Below are 17,534 nucleotides of genomic sequence, written 5' to 3'. Positions count from 1 at the left end.
ACCGATAAGATGTTATGGATAGCAGGGAGTTTTTATATGGCAGAGTTCATCTACCAGATGTACCAGGCGCGCAAAGCGCATGGCGACAAGGTCATTCTCGACGACGTGACCTTGTCGTTTTACCCCGGCGCCAAGATCGGTGTCGTGGGTCCCAACGGCATGGGCAAGTCGACCCTGCTCAAGATCATGGCAAGCAAGGAGGAGGTTTCCAACGGAGATGCCCGCCTCACGCCCGGCTACACGGTGGGGCTCCTGGAGCAGGAGCCGCCGCTCGACGACGATAAGACCGTTATCGAGAATGTGCGCATGGCCTTCGGCGACCTGCTCGCCAAGGTGGACCGCTTCAACAAGATCGGCGAGGAGATGGCCGAGCCCGATGCGGACTTCGACGCCCTCATGGCCGAGATGGGCAAGCTCCAGGACGAGATCGATGCGGCCGATGGCTGGGATATCGATTCCAAGCTTGGCCAGGCGATGGACGCCCTCCAGTTGCCCGATTCCGACATGCCGGTGAAGGTGCTCTCCGGCGGTGAGCGCCGTCGCGTGGCTCTCTGCAAGCTCCTGCTCGAGGCGCCCGATCTGCTGCTCCTCGACGAGCCCACGAACCATCTGGACGCCGAGTCCGTGCTCTGGCTCGAGCATTTCCTCAAGAACTACCAGGGCGCCGTGCTCGCCGTCACGCACGATCGCTACTTCCTCGATAACGTGGCCGAGTGGATCTGCGAGGTCGACCGCGGGCACCTCTATCCCTATAAGGGCAACTACTCCACCTATCTCGAGACCAAAGCCGCGCGTATCGCCGCGCAGGGCCAGCGCGACGCCAAGCTTGCTAAGCGCATGGCGTCTGAGCTCGAGTGGGTGCGCTCCAGCCCCAAGGCGCGCCAGGCCAAGAACAAGGCGCGTCTTGCCCGCTATGAGGAGATGGAGGCCGAGGCCCGCGCAAGCCAGAAGCTCGACTGGACGGACATCCGCATCCCCGTGGGGCCGCGCTTGGGCGCGAAGGTGCTCGAGGTCGAGCACCTGCACAAGGAGTTCGACGGACGCGTGCTCATAGACGACCTCTCCTTCAGCCTGCCGCGCAACGGCATCGTGGGCGTGATCGGCCCCAACGGCGTGGGTAAGTCGACGCTCTTCAAGATGATCATCGGGGAAGAGAAGCCCACATCTGGTGCGATTGAGCTGGGCGAGACCGTCAAGATCTCGTATGTTGACCAGGGGCGTGCGGGCATCGATGCAGACAAGACGCTCTGGGAAGTCGTTTCGGGCGGCACCGACAAGATGATCGTCGGCGAGACCGAGGTGCCGAGCCGCGCGTACGTGGCGAGCTTTGGCTTCAAGGGCCAGGACCAGCAGAAGCGCGCCGGCGTGCTTTCCGGCGGCGAGCGCAACCGCCTGAACCTGGCGCTCACCCTCAAGCAGGGCGGTAACCTGCTGCTGCTCGACGAGCCCACGAACGACCTCGACGTGGAAACGCTCTCGTCGCTCGAGGCGGCGCTGCTCGAATTCCCCGGCTGCTCCGTGGTCATTAGCCACGACCGCATGTTCCTTGACCGTGTGGCCACGCATATCCTGGCATGGGAGGGTTCGGACGAGAATCCGGGCAACTGGTGTTGGTTCGAGGGGAACTTCGCCGCGTACCAGGAAAACCGCGTGGCACGCCTGGGCGAGGACGCCGCCAAGCCGCATCGCATCCATCGCAAGCTCACCCGCGATTAACGGGCGAGATCCGGACAGCAGGCCCGTTGTCGGGCGAGATCCGGACAGTGAGCTCGTTTTCGGGCGACATTTGGACAAAATGGGGGCCTCAATGTCCGAATGTCGCCCGACATTCATTTGAGCGTCCAAAAAGCGCCCGGCAACGAGCGGGTGGGCACTCGATGGTGCGCGCGGCAACTGTCGTGCTCGCGGCAACGCATCGCGCACGTAGCAACGCGTTGCGCGATTGGCAACACGCCGCGCCGGCGGGCCGATTACCTATCGATCTCGACAGCGTCGATAGCCCACGCGAGGTTGCTCACCGCGCGCTTCTTCAGGCGTACCGTCGCCGCATGGCGCTCACCATCGTGTAGGTAGTAAAGGGGGAACGATGCCCCGCCGCGGCTCAGGTCGGCGGTGCCGCGCAGGCAGGCGATGTAGAAGTACTCGCCGGCAATGCCGAGCGCATCGGCTCCATAAGGCAGCAGGGCGGCGAGCTCGGCCATGATCGAAGCGGGGCAGTACACCTCTGCGGCGAAGTCTTGAGGATACATGCTGAGGTCGACGGGGCGTGGCTCGGCGGTCGCGGCATTGGAATCCGCCGCTCTAGCCTCGATCTCGTCGGCTGCGGCCTCACTTGCTCCCGGCTTGCCGCCTGACGGGGCCTCTGCCGCGGTCTCGGCGGTTGACGCTTCGTTTGTGACCGGAGTCGATTCCAGCGTGGTTACGCCGGCATCGGCGCGGTCCGGGTCGAAGGTGACCGTGAGCGAGAAGGCCGGTTCAGGGACGCGCACCGTCGCCTCGGGCGCCCCGCCGCCTGTGGCTCCCGCGGTCTCTTGCACAGCGTCGTTCGCTGTCTCGGCGCGCCCTTGCTGAACGTCGCTTGCGGGTTCAGGCGACCCTATCCCCGCATCGCCTGCCGAGGCAGATGGGTTCTCTTCGGAATCGGTTGCCGCCCCAGACGGTTCCAGCTCATCGCCTTTCGCGGACATTGACGGCCCTCGTTGCTCGGCACCATCGGTTTCGCTTGCCGCGTGCTTGGTAGGCTCCTCGGCGTCATGCGCGGTTGCTTCGCCTGAAGCATCTGCAGCGGCTTCGCGGGTTGCGGGCACATCGGCTTCGGCGCTCCCCTCTGGGGTCACGAGGGCTTCTGGAGCGCGCGCAGCGGCTTCCTGCGAGGTTGCGGGAGTTTCCGACAAAGCCATAGGGGTTTCCTGTCCGGCGCTCGCGGATTCGGCGGTTTCCATATTGGCGGGCTCATCGGCCGTCTCGCGCGGAACGATGCGCGGCCGAACCGGCTTGAGGCCGCGCGCGCCCTTCTTGCGCTTCCAGGGCTTTCTTGCAGATTTGCCGCCGGCGGGTTTGGGGGAGTCGTCGGCGGATTCGAGCGCTTCATCCCATTCCGGCTGGGCAACAAGCGTTGCGTAGATGCGGCCTCCCTTGAAGACGGTGAGCGTCACCATATCGCCCAGCGCCTCCATGAGGGCGCGCGCGTCGGAAAATCCCATGTCCTCGGCGGCGAGCCCGTCGGCGGCGAGCGCGTCTTCGATTTGCGTGATGAACGTTTGCCGTCCGGTTCCGATGGCGGCCTTCAGCATGCGATACAGGTACATGCGATTGCCTTGGCTAAGCTGCGGTTGTTGCTGCGATGACATGGGCGCCTCTTTCGTAGTATGTTCCTCTAGCATCTTAGCATCGGCGCTCGCTTTGGATGCTCGGGCGCGCCGGGCACCTATTGCCTCGGACGCTCAGGCGCCCGGAGGCTCGCGGCACCTATCGAGACGCGGCGGCGCCGGTCGTCGTTCCCGCCGTGGGCGTCTGCCCCGTGGCTCCGCCGCTCGTGCCGCCTCCGGTGCCGCCCGACGTGCCGGATTGCGAACCGCCGGTGCCGCCCGACGCGCCGTCGCCGCTTCCGGAACTATCCGCACCATCTCCCGGCGTCGTGTCCGATCCGCTTCCTTGCGTTCCGTCTCCGGAGCCGCCGGTGGCAGGGTCGCTCGTGCTCGGAGTCGATGGCGAATCGGTCGAGGTGCCGTCGCTCGCCGTGCCCGGATTGGATTCTGATCCCGTTGCAGCCTGTGACTCTTCATCAGAAGAAGTGCTGTTCTCCGAGGAATCTACAGTGGTATCAGCGGAGGCGTCAAGCTCTTCGGTCGCGGGAGCGAAGATGGGTGTGGTTCTCGTGCCCAGGCCCTCGCCGGCGGTGAGGACGAGTATCACCGCGGTGCAGGCGACGAGCGCCACTACGGCCGAGATGATCGAGAACGCGACAACCTTGCGCTGGGTAGCCGAGCGCTCAGCCACGGCGCGCGCTTGGAGCCGCTTCGGTGCAATTCTCGTTCCCGAGCCCGCACTCGCTGCGGCTCCGTTCTGCGCGCCCTGTGAGGCGTGGGCGCCTGGAGTGCCTCCGGCGTCCCGCGCGTAGCCGCTCGTGCTTCCATATGATGTCCAGGTGGTGGCCTGCCCGCTGGAGATGTCGATCGGGTCGGGCGCCATCGGTTGGGTGACGTCTTGGCCGCCCGCGTGGTATGGGGAGCCCGACCGCTTTCCCCGCGCCAAGTGCCGGTCGTCGCCGATTGCGGGCGCGACGACGTTCTTTTTGAACTTCTCGGCGCTTGCCGTGAGGAAGCGACGGTATAGCTGGGATGAAACCACCGTCACGACGGAGCTTACTGCGGCGCCGATTACCGAGCCAGCGATGCCGATCCTCGATGCGAGTACCACCGAGGTGGCGGCTGCAGCCGCACCCGCGATGATTTGGGCAATCGAGAGGTCGTCGAACAGACGCTCCTTATGCTTGGAAAACGATTGCGTGTTGCCTATAGATGCTTCGGTCGCGGCCTGGTCGTCGCTCTCGCGCCTGACCACGCGCGTCCGCTGCCGATCGGTGAACTCCTCATATGCATCGGGTGCCATGGTGCCTCCCGTTTGAATGTCTATAGAGCGCGATGCCGCCCCTCGGCCCGCGCGTGTTCGTTATACATCTCTCCTACCCGGCGTGCACGGCATCGTCCGCTCCATGTGGAAGTCAACAGAAAGACAGCGAACAGATGAAGGGGTTGTGAAGGGGTGGATAGGCGCACGCCGGGGGCATGCATGTTCAGGCGGTGCGAGTATAGTGGGGCGTCGGCGCACGGGGACGGTGCTCGGGGCGCACGGGCGAGCACACGGGGCGTTGATGCTCGCTGGGGGGGCGTTGCGCGGGAAGCGAGCGCACGCAGGGAGAATCCGCACGGTATCGGCGGTGGGGGGATGCTACGCTTCGTCAAGCGGCGGCATGGGTGTCCAGTCGCGATCGCGATAGATGCGTCGTGCCGCGCGCATACCGCGCACAAGCTGCGCAATGCCCGTCTTGAAGGTGCGGTCGACTACGGCCAGGCGAATGAGCTCCTTCGAAAAGGTCGCGAACGTTCCCACGCCATAGAGCACGCGATGATAGTCGCCATGCTCGCGCAGGTAGCGCGCTAGGAACCCGCGATTGCGCATGATGTAGAAGCGGTTGGTGTCGCTCGTGCTGTTGAGCTGCCGCTTTCCCGCGATATCCCAGTTTGAGACCACGCGGCTGCGCTTGAGGATAAGGTCGGCAACCACCACGCATTCGGTCACCTTCGATGCAAGGTAGCCGTAGCAGGCGTCGTCGCCGTAGATGAAGAAGCGGGCATCGGGAAACCCGATCTTGCGCACCACATCGCGCGAGAAGAGGCCTCCTTCGAAGCAAAGCGAGTTCATGCGCTTGTAGCCCTCCGGCCCAAGGTCTGCGGGCGCCAGCGGGTTGGGAATGCCAAGGCGCAGAAGCTGCTGGTACTGCCAATAGAAAGGACCGTCGTCGTAATCGAGGCGCGATCCCTGCACCACCTGGTAGCGCGCTCCCCAGCGGGCGAGGCGGTCGATGGCCTCGGGCATGACCTCCACGTCGTCGTCCATGACCCAGAACCACTGGGCGCCGAGCTTCCAAGCGTGCTGCACGCCAGCTGAGAAGCCACCCGCGCCACCCGTGTTCTCATATTGCGGCACGCAGATCATGCGGTCCGTTCCACCGAGCGCATCGGCATCTGCGGCACCCCAGAGCTCGGCGAAGCGCTTGTTCGCGCTGTGCACGAGCGCTTCGGTTGCAGGGGATGCCTCGTTGTCGATGACGATGATGCGCCACGGCGCTTGCGTGAGGGTGGCAAAAGAGTCGAAGAGGCGAGAGAGAAGCTCTTGCCGCTTATACGTGACCACGACGATGGCCAAGCGGTCGAGATGTTCCTGAACGCCACCGGCGGGCGCATTCGATGTGTTGGCTGCTGCGCTCACCCGCGTCGCCCCTTTCCTCGTGCCAGAGCATGGTTCCCGGTCCATCCCGGGTCTCCCCATTATACGCGAGAGCGCCTTTCCGGGCCTCCGGCCCCGCATTCCCCGTCAAATTCCGCGAAACGTGCGCTCGGCAGCATGGCGTCTCGCTGCGGGCGCACCGACGCGGTATCATGGGGCCGTGCTTAGCTATATGAAGAAGGAGGGGTTTGTGGGTATCTCGCCAGCCGATGCTGCCGCGGTAGGCGGCGGGGCGTCCGGGAACGTTGCCGCGCCCGTCGCCTCGTTGCTCATGCCTATCTACAACGTCGAGCGCTATCTCGAGGAGAGCATCGCCTCGGCGCGCGCGCAGACGCTTCGAGACATCGAGATCATCTGCATCGACGACGGCTCGACCGACGGCTCGCCCCAGATCATTGCTCGCGCGGCTGCCGAAGACGAGCGCATCCGGGTCATCACCAAGGCCAATTCAGGTTATGGGGATTCTATGAACCGAGGGCTCGATGCTGCGCGCGGTGCCTACATCGCCATTCTGGAGCCGGACGACATCATGTATCCCCGTGCGCTCGAGATGCTCGTTGCTGCCGCCGAGGATGCGGACGCCATGATTGCCAAGGGCAATTTCGACCTGTATTGGTCGACTCCGCAGGAGCGCCGTGAGTTCTTCGAGGTCGCGCGTGCGGAGCGCTGCGGTGTTCCGGTGTGCCCTCGTGAGGATCCGTTTATCTTCGGGCAAAAGCCCTCCATCTGGTCGGCCGTCTACCGACGTGCGTTCCTTGCCGAGAACGGCATTCGCTTCCTGCCCACGCCCGGTGCGGCGTTCCAGGACACGTCGTTCTCGTTCAAGGCGTATGCCTGCGCGGAACGCGTGGTGTACGTGCACGATCCCGTGCTCGCATACCGGCAAGATAACGAAGGCTCTTCGGTCAATGCGTCCAACAAGGTGTATTGCGTGTGCGAGGAGTATGCCGAGATCGAGCGCTGGCTGAGCGCGGAAGCGCCCGCTCGCTTTGGGGCAGACGCGGCCGCGCGCCTCCTGCGTAGCGCGCTTGTTGCAAAATACGATTCCTATATGTGGAGCTACGTGCGCTTGGCCCCGCAATTCCATGTTGAGTTTCTAGAGCGTATGGCGGCCGAGTACCGCCGGGCGCTCGACGCGGGGGAGATCGCCCTCGACGACTTGAAGCCGTGGAAGCGGGCAAACCTTAAGGGGATCTTGCGCGATCCCGAGGCGTGGGAGCGAACGAATGCCTCGTATGCCACAGCGGGGCCGGCTGGCCGTGCACTCCATTATCTTAAGCTCGGCGGGCCGGGGCTTCTGCTTGCGTATGCCAGGAACAGGTTGGGCCATGAGTAGGCCTGCGGAAGGGCGCAGTCCGGCGGTATCGCTCGTCATGCCCGTGTTCAACGCATCGGCCACGGTGGGGGAGAGCATCGAGTCGGTGCTTTCTCAAACCATGGGCGACCTTGAGCTTATCTGCGTGGACGACGGCTCGACGGACGGCTCGCGAGCGGTGCTTGAGGGCATTGCTGGCCGCGATGCCCGCGTTCGGGTGATCGCGCAGAAGAACGCCGGCCCTTCCGCCGCGCGCAACACGGGGCTCGATGCGGCGCGGGGGCGCATCATCTGCACGATCGATGCCGACGATGCGCTTGTGCCGGAGCATTGCGCCCGCTTGGTCGAGGTTTTTGAGCGCACCGGTGCCGAGGTCGTGGTGTTCGGCGCGGTGTGCGAGCCGGAGGACGCGGCGTCGGAACGTATCCGCGAGCTTTTGAGCCCCAAGGCAGCGAGCTATGCATCTTTCGCACCCGAGCTGCTGTTCTCCGCGCATGCCCAGCCCTACGCGTGGCGGGCGGCGTGGATGCGATCGCTGGAAGAGCGCGAGCGCGTGCGGTTCCCTGAGGGCGTTCGCCTTGGCGAGGACGCCGCGTTTCTCTTCACGCTTTATCCGGTGGCGCACGGTATCGAGCTGATTCCCGACAAGCTATACCGCTACCGCATGGTGGGCGGATCGCTCACGCACGCGCTGGATGACCCGTCGGTGCTTGCGCGGAAGGTTGCCCAGCACCTGGGCGCGTTCGAGGCGATTTTTGCGGAATGGTCGCGCCGCGGTCTCGAGTCGCTCTGCCCCGCGCAGATGGTGACGTGGTGTTTGGATATGACCGCCTTCGACCTCGTGCGCTTGCCTGCGAAGGAGGGGGCCGCCGCCGTCGCGCGTCTTGCGCAGGCTTTGGCGGATGTTTATGGGGAAGCTTGGGCGGAGCTCCCCCGGCAGCAGGCCGTACGGCGCACGGCGCGGCGCGTTGCCGACGCTGCCGCCGCGGGCACGGGCCTTACGCTGGGCAAAATCGACATCGTGCGCTTTTTTCTCGCCACCCGTGGCCTTCGCGCCTGCGTGCAGCGGTTCCTGCGGTAGGTCGGGGTGCCAAGCTGCCGCCCGCAGCATTGCGCATGTTCGTTCCACTTTTGGGAACTTCTTTTCCGGTGTCATGGGGTAACGCCTGCCAAAGCATGGAAACCGTGCAGGATATCGCTGGGCGTAAGGTGGCTATCGTATGCCGTGCGCAAAAGATATTCCCAAAAGTGGAACGAACGCGCGCGGACGGTGCCCTTCCTGTCCCCGACCCGCTGCAATAACCAATGCGGGTTAGAATACTGAGCAAAGAATGTCCGATGCAAAGGAGTTCGGCATGGATGAGCTGATGTTCACGGGGGCCTGCGGCACGGGATCGCCCGACCCTGCTGCGCGCGACGGGTTCTTTCGCGTTGCAGCTGCGACGCCCAAGATCCGCGTGGCAGATGTGCAGGGCAACGCCGAGGCCGTCCTCGCGTGCGTGCGCGCGGCGGCCGAGGGCGGCGTGGGTGCGCTCGCATTGCCGGAACTGTGCCTAACCGGCTATACCTGCGCGGATCTCTTTTTGGACCGCGCCTTGCTGCGCGAGGCGGAGACTGCCCTCGCTTGGCTTCTCGAAGAGACGCGCGCCCTCCCCATCATCTTTACCGTCGGTCTTCCCGTGGCGCATGCTGCGGCGCTCTATAACTGCGCTACCGTATGCTGCACGGGCAAATTGCTCGGGCTTACCGCCAAGCAGCACATTCCCAACTACGGCGAATTCTATGAGCGCCGCTGGTTTACTCCAGCGCCGGCGGAGCCAAAGATCGTCCCCTTGTTTGCGGGCCAGCGCGACGTGCCGCTCGGCGCGCGCATCGTTTATCGCTGCGAAGATGCGGGCGCCTCGTCTGTGGCCATCGGTGTGGAGGTTTGCGAGGACCTTTGGGTTCCCGAGCCTCCTTCGACCGCTATGGCGACCGAGCTCGGCGCGACCGTCATCCTAAACGCCTCCGCATCGGACGAGATCATCGGCAAGGCGTCCTACCGCCGCCAGCTCGTGAGCCAGCAGTCGGCGCGGCTGTACTGCTCCTACGCCTATGCCGATGCCGGGGAGGGCGAGTCTACGACGGACCTGGTCTTCGCGGGTGAGAACCTCGTCGCCGAGAACGGATCGGTGCTCGCCAAGACGCCGCTCTTCAGCTGCGAGATGGCTGTGGCGGATGTCGATCTCGACCGGCTCTGCGCCGAGCGCCGTCGCTCCACCACCTGGACTCCCACGCCGCTTTCGCACGGCTTGGCGCGCGAGGTGCCGTTCTCGTTTGCAGTCGCACAGGGTGAGGCGCGAGAGGGGGAGGGCGCTCCCGCCACGGCGCCCCTCATGCTCTCGGCGCTTGATATCAACCGCATCTTTCCGCAGGCTCCGTTCGTGCCCGTTGATGCGGGCGACCTTGCCGAGCGCTGCGAGGAGATCTTGAGCCTGCAGGCCGCCGGCCTCAAGACGCGCCTCGCCCATACGGGCACCAAGCGCGCGGTCATCGGCCTCTCGGGCGGGCTCGACTCCACGCTCGCGCTGCTCGTGACCGTGCGCGCCTTCGATGCGCTCGGGCTTTCGCGCGATGGCATCACGGCCGCGTCGATGCCGGGCTTCGGCACCACTGTGCGCACCAAGACGAATGCCCAGACGCTCGCCGAGGCGCTCGGGGTGAGCTTCCGCGAGATTCCCATTGGGGCGGCGGTCGAACAGCACTTCTCCGATATCGGCCACGATCCCGCGGTGCAAGACGTGACCTATGAGAACAGCCAGGCGCGCGAGCGCACGCAGGTGCTCATGGACCTCGCCAACCAGCAGGGCGGCTTCGTAATCGGCACGGGTGACCTTTCGGAGCTTGCGCTCGGCTGGGCTACCTACAATGGCGATCACATGAGCATGTATGCCGTGAACGCGAGCGTGCCCAAGACGCTCGTGCGCCATCTCGTGCGCTACGCGGCCGGGGTTTTCGGCGGGCAGATTGAAGAAACGCTCCTCGACATTCTCGACACGCCCGTCTCGCCCGAGCTTCTGCCTCCTACGGGCGACGGCCAGATCGCGCAGAGGACGGAGGATTTGGTTGGCCCCTACGAGCTGCATGATTTCTTCTTGTATTACCTGCTGCGCTTTGGATTCGCTCCGGGGAAGATCTTCCGCATGGCATGCCGCTCGTTCGAGGGCGTCTATGATCGCGAAACCATTCACAGCTGGCTGCGCGTGTTTTACCGCCGGTTCTTCGCTCAGCAGTTCAAACGCAGCTGCCTGCCCGACGGTCCCAAGGTGGGTTCGGTGACGCTCAGCCCCCGCGGTGACTGGCGCATGCCGAGCGACGCCAGCGCGCGCCTCTGGCTCGCCGAGATCGATGGTCTCGAAAAATGATAAAACGAACCCGGTTTGTTTTATCAATGTTTAGGAAGGATTGGACATGCAGTTTTCCCAGCGTCTTGATCGGTTTGGCGCGGAGGTTTTCAGCTCGCTCAACGCCAAGCGCTTGAAGCTTGAGGCCGAGGGCCGCACCATCTACAACCTGTCGGTCGGCACGCCGGATTTCGCTCCGTACGACCACGTGGTCCAAGCGCTGCGCGATGCCGCTGCCGATCCTGCACAGTGGAAGTACAGCCTGGGCGACCTGCTCGAGCTCAAGCAAGCGGTCTGCGATTATTACGAGCGTCGCTTCGGTGTGGAGGGCATCACGCCCGATATGGTTGCGAGCTGCAACGGGACGCAGGAGGGCGTGGGGCATCTGGGCTTGGCGCTGCTCGATCCCGGCGATACGGTGCTCGTGCCCGATCCATGCTATCCCGTATTCGAGGCCGGTGTGAAGATCGCCGACGGAGAGCTCGCATACTACCCGCTCAATGCCGAGCATGATTTCTTGCCGTACGTGGCGGGCATCGACCCCGAGGTCGCGGATCGCGCCAAGTACATGATTGTCTCTCTGCCGGCGAATCCGGTGGGTAGCGTTGGCACGCCCGAGCTCTACGAAGAGATCATCGCGTTCGCGCGCGAGCACGACCTCATCATCGTGCACGATAACGCCTATTCCGACATCGTGTTCGACGGGCCCCGCGGCGGCAGCTTCCTGAGCTACCCCGGCGCGCTCGAGGTGGGCGTGGAGTTCTTCTCGCTCTCCAAGTCGTTCAACGTCACGGGTGCCCGCATCGGCTTTCTCGTGGGTCGCGCGGATGTGGTGGCGGCGTTCGCGAAGCTCCGCAGCCAAATCGACTTCGGCATGTTCTTTCCCATCCAGAAAGCCGCAATCGCCGCGCTCACCGGTCCGCTCGATGAGGTTGAGAACCAGCGCCTCATGTACCAGGAGCGCCGCGACGCGCTCTGCGACGGGCTTGAGGCAATTGGGTGGGAGCGCCCCAACGCGCACGGCTCGATGTTCGTGTGGGTGAAGCTTCCCGGTGGCCGCACGGATTCCATGGCGTTCTGCGAGGAGCTCATGGAGCGCGCGGGCGTGGTGGTCACGCCGGGCGCGAGCTTTGGCCCGCACGGCGAAGGCTATGTGCGCATGGCGCTTGTGCTGCCGCCGGACGGCCTGCGCGCCGCCGTCGCCGCTATCGAGGCGGCGGGCATCCGCTGATGCGGGGCGCCTCGGCGCGCATTGCGGTGCTTTCGGCGTATGCGGCGCATGCTGGGCATCTCGGCGTATGAAATGTTGCTGATTTGGTGATAATCAGTAGCGATTGCATCGGGCGCCATTTGCGCCCGGCTGAGTGATAGGGGTTTCCTATGATTAACGATCGCAAAGTCGCCGTTGTCGGTTGCGGGTTCGTTGGGTCTTCCTCGGCGTTCGCCCTCATGCAGAGCGGGCTGTTCTCCGAGATGGTTCTCATCGATGTTGACGCCAAACGCGCTGAGGGCGAAGCGCTCGATATTGTGCACGGCGTGCCGTTCGCGAGCCCTATGAAGATTTACGCCGGAACGTACGACGATGTCGCGGACGCTGCCATTATCGTGGTCACGGCCGGCGCCGCCCAAAAACCCGGCGAGACCCGGCTCGACCTGGTGAACAAGAACGTCGGTATCTTCAAGAGCATCATCCCGCAGATTCGCGAAAGTGGCTTCAAGGGCATCTTGCTCGTCGTTGCCAATCCGGTCGACGTTCTTACCTATGCCGCCATACGCATGTCTGGCCTGCCCGAGGGTCGCGTGATCGGCTCTGGCACGGTGCTCGACACTGCGCGGCTCAAGTATATGCTCGGCGAGCATCTCGACGTCGATCCGCGCGACGTTCACGCCTATATCATGGGCGAGCACGGCGATTCCGAGTTCGCGGCATGGTCGAGCGCCATGGTCGCCGGCGTGCCGCTCAACACGTTCTGCGAGATGCGCGGGCATCGCGATCATAAGGCCGCCGAGGCGCGCATCGCTGAGAACGTCAAGAACAGCGCCTACGAGATTATCGAGAAGAAGCACGCCACCTACTACGGCATCGCCATGAGCGTGAAGCGCATCTGCACCGCCATCATGCGCGACGAGGACTGCGTGCTGCCTGTCTCGAGCTTGATGGTGGGAGAGTACGGGCTTAACGATATCGCCATCTCCATGCCGACTATCATCGGCAAGGGCGGCGTGGTGTGCCGTGTGCCGGTGGCGCTTTCCGACGACGAGATGGCGCAGCTGCACGGCTCTGCCGATGCGCTCAAGGCCATCATCGACCAGGTTGATTTCGAGGCATAGAAGCTGCTCCACCCCATTTTTGTCGTACACGGCATGGACGATTACGCTTATCAAAGAGAGACGGGCCCGAGTGGTGCGCTTGGGCCCGTTTGGTTCTTCTAGGGAGAATCGCCACATGGATAAAGAGAGCAAGGAACGACCTGCGTTTGCGAAGCGGCAGGCAGGTGGCACGTTCGTCACCTATGTGCAGACGAACTTCGACTCGCTCGACGAGCGGCCCTTCGGCGCCGTCGATAGCCTCGTCCTCTCATGGCTCTCCTACTATCGCCTGCCCGGGCGACTGTTACGCGAGATGCCTGGCATCGCATCCTGGAAGGGGTCTCCTGTTGGGGAGCTTTTGAGGGCGGAGTATTTCGAGGAGATGCTCGGCGATAGCTGGGATCCAGACGGCGGGCGCGATTTGCTCTTCGCCGTTTGCGCCAACCCGCGCTTCCGTGGGATGCGCATCGCCGGGTATCGCACGGCGTTTGACGACGCGACCGAAGAACAGTTCGCCGCAGCGACGTTTTTGCTCCCAGACGGCTCCTCCTACATCGCCTTTCGCGGAACGGACTCCACCCTCGTGGGCTGGAAGGAAGATTTCAACATGGCCTTCCAGAGCCCCGTGCCCTCGCAGGTGTCTGCCCAGGAGTACTTGGAGGAGGCCGCTGCGGCGCTCGACGGCCCGCTCTACGTGGGAGGCCATTCCAAAGGGGGCAACCTTGCGGTGTACGCCGCAATCATGTGCCCGCACGCCCAGCAGGACCGCATCGTGCGCGCTTTCTCGCATGACGGTCCCGGCTTCAATGAGAACTTCTTGCGTGGCAAGGGGTTTGCCCGCATGCGCGACCGCATCGACAAGACGCTGCCCCGGTCTTCGGTTTTCGGCATGATCTTCGAGGACCAGGAGGACTATTCCATCGTGGACAGCACGAGCTTCGCGCTCATGCAGCACAATCCGTTCTCGTGGGTGGTCGACGGCACGGAGTTTCGCTGCGTGGAGCGCATCTCGGCCGGCGCGCGCTATGTGGATTCCACGCTTGCGAGCTGGGTTGCCCAGGTATCTCCCGAGGAGCGCGAGCGCTTCATCGACGCGCTCTTCCAGGTGATCAACGCGACCGATGCAACGCGCTTTGCCGACATCCGCGATTCTTGGCAGGAGAGCGTGCCCAAGATGCTTGCCGCGGCAGGGGAGGTGGACCCCGAGACGCGGTCGCTTATAACCCGCACACTGGGCATTCTTGCTCGGAGCGCTACGGTGGGCAAGGTGTCCGGCGCGGCGCAGCGGGCGAAGACCGCGGCTACTAAGGCTGCGGGTGCGGCGTCGAGCGCCATGGCGAAGCTTCCCGCGCCGCCGCTTCCCCGTTTGCGCATGCCGCACGAGGATGAAACTGCGGAATCGTAGCAATTTGAATCGTGGACACCGGGTGTCCGCGTTTCATCGGCCGATATGAATCGTAGACACCCGGTGCCTACGTTTCATTCGCGGGTTACGCGCTTGCGGCGAGGTTGCGCAGCCGCGTGCGGTCTAGAACGGTCACCGAGCCGCGGCCAAGCTCGACGATGCCTTCCTGTTCGAAGTACTTGAGCATGCGCGAAACCACCTCGCGCGCCGTGCCAAGATGGCGGGCGATCTGGTCGTGCGTCATGGCGATGCGATCCTGCCCGTTGCGCGCGAGCTCGTCGGAAAGAAAGACGGCGAGGCGGCGGTCGAAGCTCATGAAGAGCACCTGCTGCATGACCCAGATGCAGTCGCTGAAGCGCTCAGTCGCCTGCCGGTACGTGAATGCCTCGGCGTGCACGTTCGACTGCGCAACGCGCCCGAAGCTCGCGGCGTCGATTACGATGAACTCAGCAGGTTCTGTGGCATCGAGCGCGATATCGAAGGTGATCATGGGCATGATGCACGAGGCGGCGAGGACGCAGCATTCTCGCGGTCCCACGCGGAAGAGTGTGACCTCCTTGCCGGATTCATCGAGAAGATAGGCACGGAGCGACCCCGAAAGCATGAAGATCACGCCGGCGCAGCCCGTGCCGGCGCCTTGCACGTGCTCGCCGGCAGCGAAGCGAGCCACTCGGGCGCTGCGCACAAGGTCCTGCTTCTCGGCGGCGATCAGGTTATGCCAAAAGGGGATGCGCTGCGCGAGCAGCTCTTCGATGGCGGGCATAGGACACGTGGCTCCCATCTGGTCGAGGGGTGTTCGTTCCATGGTAGACCAGATGGGAGCCGTGCGTATGGCTTGTTGCGGCGCATGTGCGAGGAAGGGGTGGCTGCCGCTTGCGTCGAATTGCTACACCTGCCGCCCGCACGGGCCGGTGCCGCTCGGAGGAAGCGCACCGTCGCGGAGGGTCTGCTCTAGGAATCCGTAACCTCCGGAAACGTTCGCGCAGGAGAAGCCGTGCTGCGTTAGGATGCGGCAGGCAACGTAGCTCCGAAGGCCGCTTTGGCAGAACACGAGGAGGCGGCGGCCGCTGCTGGGAAGCTCATCAAGACGTTCGCGCAGCTCGTCGAGGGGGACGTGGAGCGCCCCTTCGACACTGCCGCGTGCGACCTCGTCGGCAGTGCGTGTGTCGAGGAGAACGGGACCAGCCTCGCTGCCGTGCTCACACGCCGCGAGTTCGAGCGCCTCGCTCCAGCCAACCTGTTCGACGCGCCCCTCGAGGATATTCTCGATGAGGTATCCCGCCATGTTTACCGGGTCCTTTGCCGAGGCGTAGGGAGGGGCATAGGCAAGGTCGAGCTCGGTGAGGTCGGTTGCGTCCATGCCCGCACGGATGGCGGTTGCAATAACATCGATGCGCTTATCGGAGCCCGCGCCGCCCACGATCTGGGCGCCAAGGATGCGGCCGGTATTCTGCTCGAATACGACTTTCATGACCAGGCTCTCGGAACCGGGGTAGTAGGTGGCGTGGTTCGCCGGAGTGAGCACCACGGCATCGGCGGCAAGGCCCGCTGCCTGCGCCGCGCGCAGCGTGAGCCCGGTCGTGGCCACGGTGAGGTCGAACATCTTGAGGACCGAGGAGCCCTGCGAACCCTTGAAGGTGCGGTCGATGCCGCAGATGTTATCGGCCGCGATGCGCCCTTGCTTGTTGGCGGGGCCGGCGAGCGCGATGAGCGCGGGCTTTCCGGTGACGGCGTGCTTCACCTCGATGGCGTCGCCCACGGCGTAGATGTCCGGGTCGCTCGTTCGCAGGTGCTCATCCACTTTGATCGCACCGCGGAGCCCCAGTTCGAGCCCTGCTTCGCGCGCGAGCGTGCTTTCGGGCGCCACACCTACCGCCATGATCGCGAGGTCGGCGTCGAGCGGAGCGCCTTCGGTGAGTGCGGTGCGTATGCCTTCGTCCAAGGCGGAAAAGCCGGTCACGTTCGCATCGAGCAGCACGCGGATGCCATGCTTACGCAGGTGGTTGTGGAGAATCGCCGCCATATCCTGGTCGAGCGTGGGCATGAGGTGGCTTCCGCGCTGCACCACGGTGACGTCGAGCCCCCGTTCGCGCAGGTTTTCGGCCATCTCGAGCCCGATGAAGCCGCCGCCTACGATGGTCGCCGCTTGCGGGTGCTCGCGCTCCACAAAGTCATGGATGCGGAAGGTGTCCTCAACGGTGCGCAGGGTGAAGAGGCGCTCGGAATCCGTGCCGGGCACGCCGGGGTCAACGGGGCGCGCTCCGGGCGAGAGGATAAGCTTGTCGTAGCGTTCGGCATAGACGCTGCCGTCGTCCAGACGCCGTATGCTCACGGTGCGGGCGTCGCGATCGATCGATACCGCTTCCTGGCGCACCCGCACGTCGATGCGGAAGCGGTTCCAGAAGCTCTCGGGCGTTTGCAGGGTGAGCTTGGCGCGGTCGGTGATGACGCCGCCGATGTAGTAGGGGAGCCCGCAGTTCGCGTAGCTCACGTATCCCGTGCGCTCGATGATGACGATCTCGGCCGCCTCGTTCAGCCGCCTCAGGCGCGCCGCGGCGGTGGCCCCGCCAGCCACGCCGCCGATGATAACTACCTTCATGCGTTGCCTCCCATCTCGAGCGGCCCTCTCCAGCGGTTGATGCCGCCCATATCGGTAACGTTGGTGTACCCCTGCGCCGCGAGCGAGCGGCATGCCGAGGCGCTTCGAGCGCCCGAAAGGCAGTACACGAAGAGCGAGCGGTTGCGGTTGGGCACGTGGTACGGTGCCTCGCGGATGCGGTCAAGCGGCAGGTTCACCGCGCCCGGAAGATGGCCCTGGGCAAATTCCTCGGGCGATCGCACGTCGAGCACGGTCTTCTCCGCCACGGCATCCGCCTGCTGCATATGCTCGTTGATATTGGGTCCGAACAGTGCGTTAAGGAACATCGCGGCTCCCCTCGTAGGATGCGTTCATACAAGGGGAGCATAGGACGGGGCGGCCCCGCTTGTCAGTGACGATGTCACCAACGCATGAGACGAATGTGAGACAGTTGTGGGGGGGGGGGGTGGGGGGGGGGGGGGGGTGGGGTGGGTGTTTGCTGGCCCGACGCAGGGAGGGGGGTGTGGTGGGGTT

General features: G+C 64.5%; 13 protein-coding genes. 7 read left to right on the top strand and 6 right to left on the bottom strand.

Features of this window, described 5'->3' with window-relative positions:
- The first annotated feature begins 36 nt into the window (after positions 1 to 36).
- A complete protein-coding gene (gene ettA / locus GJE22_RS04465) occupies positions 37 to 1,716 on the top strand; it encodes an energy-dependent translational throttle protein EttA (RefSeq protein ID WP_144688049.1) in 1,680 nt (559 codons plus the stop codon).
- A gap of 254 nt (positions 1,717 to 1,970) precedes the next feature.
- Here the strand turns inward: ettA and GJE22_RS04460 are convergent, their stop codons facing one another.
- The 3 genes from GJE22_RS04460 to GJE22_RS04450 all read right to left on the bottom strand — a co-directional run bounded on the left by GJE22_RS04460 (position 1,971) and on the right by GJE22_RS04450 (position 5,991).
- A complete protein-coding gene (locus GJE22_RS04460) occupies positions 1,971 to 3,350 on the bottom strand; it encodes a hypothetical protein (protein WP_144688050.1) in 1,380 nt (459 codons plus the stop codon).
- A 118-nt stretch (positions 3,351 to 3,468) separates the two neighbouring features.
- Positions 3,469 to 4,611 (bottom strand): hypothetical protein, encoded by a 1,143-nt coding sequence (locus GJE22_RS09915; RefSeq protein WP_186297400.1) that lies wholly within the window; start codon positions 4,609 to 4,611, stop codon positions 3,469 to 3,471.
- Between the two features lie 339 nt (positions 4,612 to 4,950).
- Positions 4,951 to 5,991, bottom strand: a complete 1,041-nt coding sequence (locus tag GJE22_RS04450) for a glycosyltransferase (protein WP_235895795.1) — start codon at positions 5,989 to 5,991, stop codon at positions 4,951 to 4,953.
- 208 nt (positions 5,992 to 6,199) lie between these two features.
- Between GJE22_RS04450 and GJE22_RS04445 the strand changes: the two genes are divergently transcribed.
- The 6 genes from GJE22_RS04445 (at position 6,200) to GJE22_RS04420 (ending at position 14,422) form a co-directional block, all read left to right on the top strand.
- Positions 6,200 to 7,345, top strand: a complete 1,146-nt coding sequence (locus GJE22_RS04445) for a glycosyltransferase family 2 protein (protein WP_186297401.1) — start codon at positions 6,200 to 6,202, stop codon at positions 7,343 to 7,345.
- Complete coding sequence (locus tag GJE22_RS04440; protein WP_186297402.1) at positions 7,338 to 8,405, top strand: glycosyltransferase family 2 protein; 1,068 nt, start codon at positions 7,338 to 7,340, stop codon at positions 8,403 to 8,405. Before GJE22_RS04445 ends, GJE22_RS04440 begins: the two co-directional genes overlap by 8 nt.
- Before the next feature lie 274 nt (positions 8,406 to 8,679).
- Entirely contained in the window at positions 8,680 to 10,728 is a 2,049-nt protein-coding gene (locus tag GJE22_RS04435; RefSeq protein ID WP_186297403.1) for an NAD(+) synthase, read from the top strand.
- 46 nt (positions 10,729 to 10,774) lie between these two features.
- Entirely contained in the window at positions 10,775 to 11,938 is a 1,164-nt protein-coding gene (locus GJE22_RS04430) for a pyridoxal phosphate-dependent aminotransferase (RefSeq protein WP_144688054.1), read from the top strand.
- Positions 11,939 to 12,087: 149 nt separating this feature from the next.
- On the top strand, positions 12,088 to 13,038 hold the full coding sequence (locus GJE22_RS04425; protein WP_144688055.1) for an L-lactate dehydrogenase: 951 nt from the start codon (positions 12,088 to 12,090) through the stop codon (positions 13,036 to 13,038).
- A 115-nt stretch (positions 13,039 to 13,153) separates the two neighbouring features.
- Entirely contained in the window at positions 13,154 to 14,422 is a 1,269-nt protein-coding gene (locus GJE22_RS04420) for a DUF2974 domain-containing protein (RefSeq protein ID WP_144688056.1), read from the top strand.
- An 85-nt stretch (positions 14,423 to 14,507) separates the two neighbouring features.
- On the opposite strand, the gene GJE22_RS04415 is transcribed toward GJE22_RS04420, so the two are convergent.
- The 3 genes from GJE22_RS04415 to GJE22_RS04405 all read right to left on the bottom strand — a co-directional run bounded on the left by GJE22_RS04415 (position 14,508) and on the right by GJE22_RS04405 (position 17,347).
- Complete coding sequence (locus tag GJE22_RS04415) at positions 14,508 to 15,227, bottom strand: Crp/Fnr family transcriptional regulator (RefSeq protein WP_218957890.1); 720 nt, start codon at positions 15,225 to 15,227, stop codon at positions 14,508 to 14,510.
- Between the two features lie 81 nt (positions 15,228 to 15,308).
- Positions 15,309 to 17,021: an FAD-dependent oxidoreductase gene (locus tag GJE22_RS04410; RefSeq protein ID WP_144688057.1), complete on the bottom strand. Its 1,713-nt coding sequence runs from the start codon at positions 17,019 to 17,021 to the stop codon at positions 15,309 to 15,311.
- Positions 17,018 to 17,347, bottom strand: a complete 330-nt coding sequence (locus GJE22_RS04405; protein ID WP_087186271.1) for a rhodanese-like domain-containing protein — start codon at positions 17,345 to 17,347, stop codon at positions 17,018 to 17,020. The genes GJE22_RS04410 and GJE22_RS04405 overlap by 4 nt, the downstream gene beginning before the upstream one ends.
- Positions 17,348 to 17,534: the final 187 nt, after the last annotated feature.

Source organism: Enorma shizhengliae, assembly GCF_009676995.1.
Taxonomy (GTDB): Bacteria; Actinomycetota; Coriobacteriia; order Coriobacteriales; family Coriobacteriaceae; genus Enorma; species Enorma massiliensis.
The sequence above is the reverse complement of the archived record's forward strand: the minus strand, read 5'-3'. Positions and strand labels throughout refer to the sequence as shown.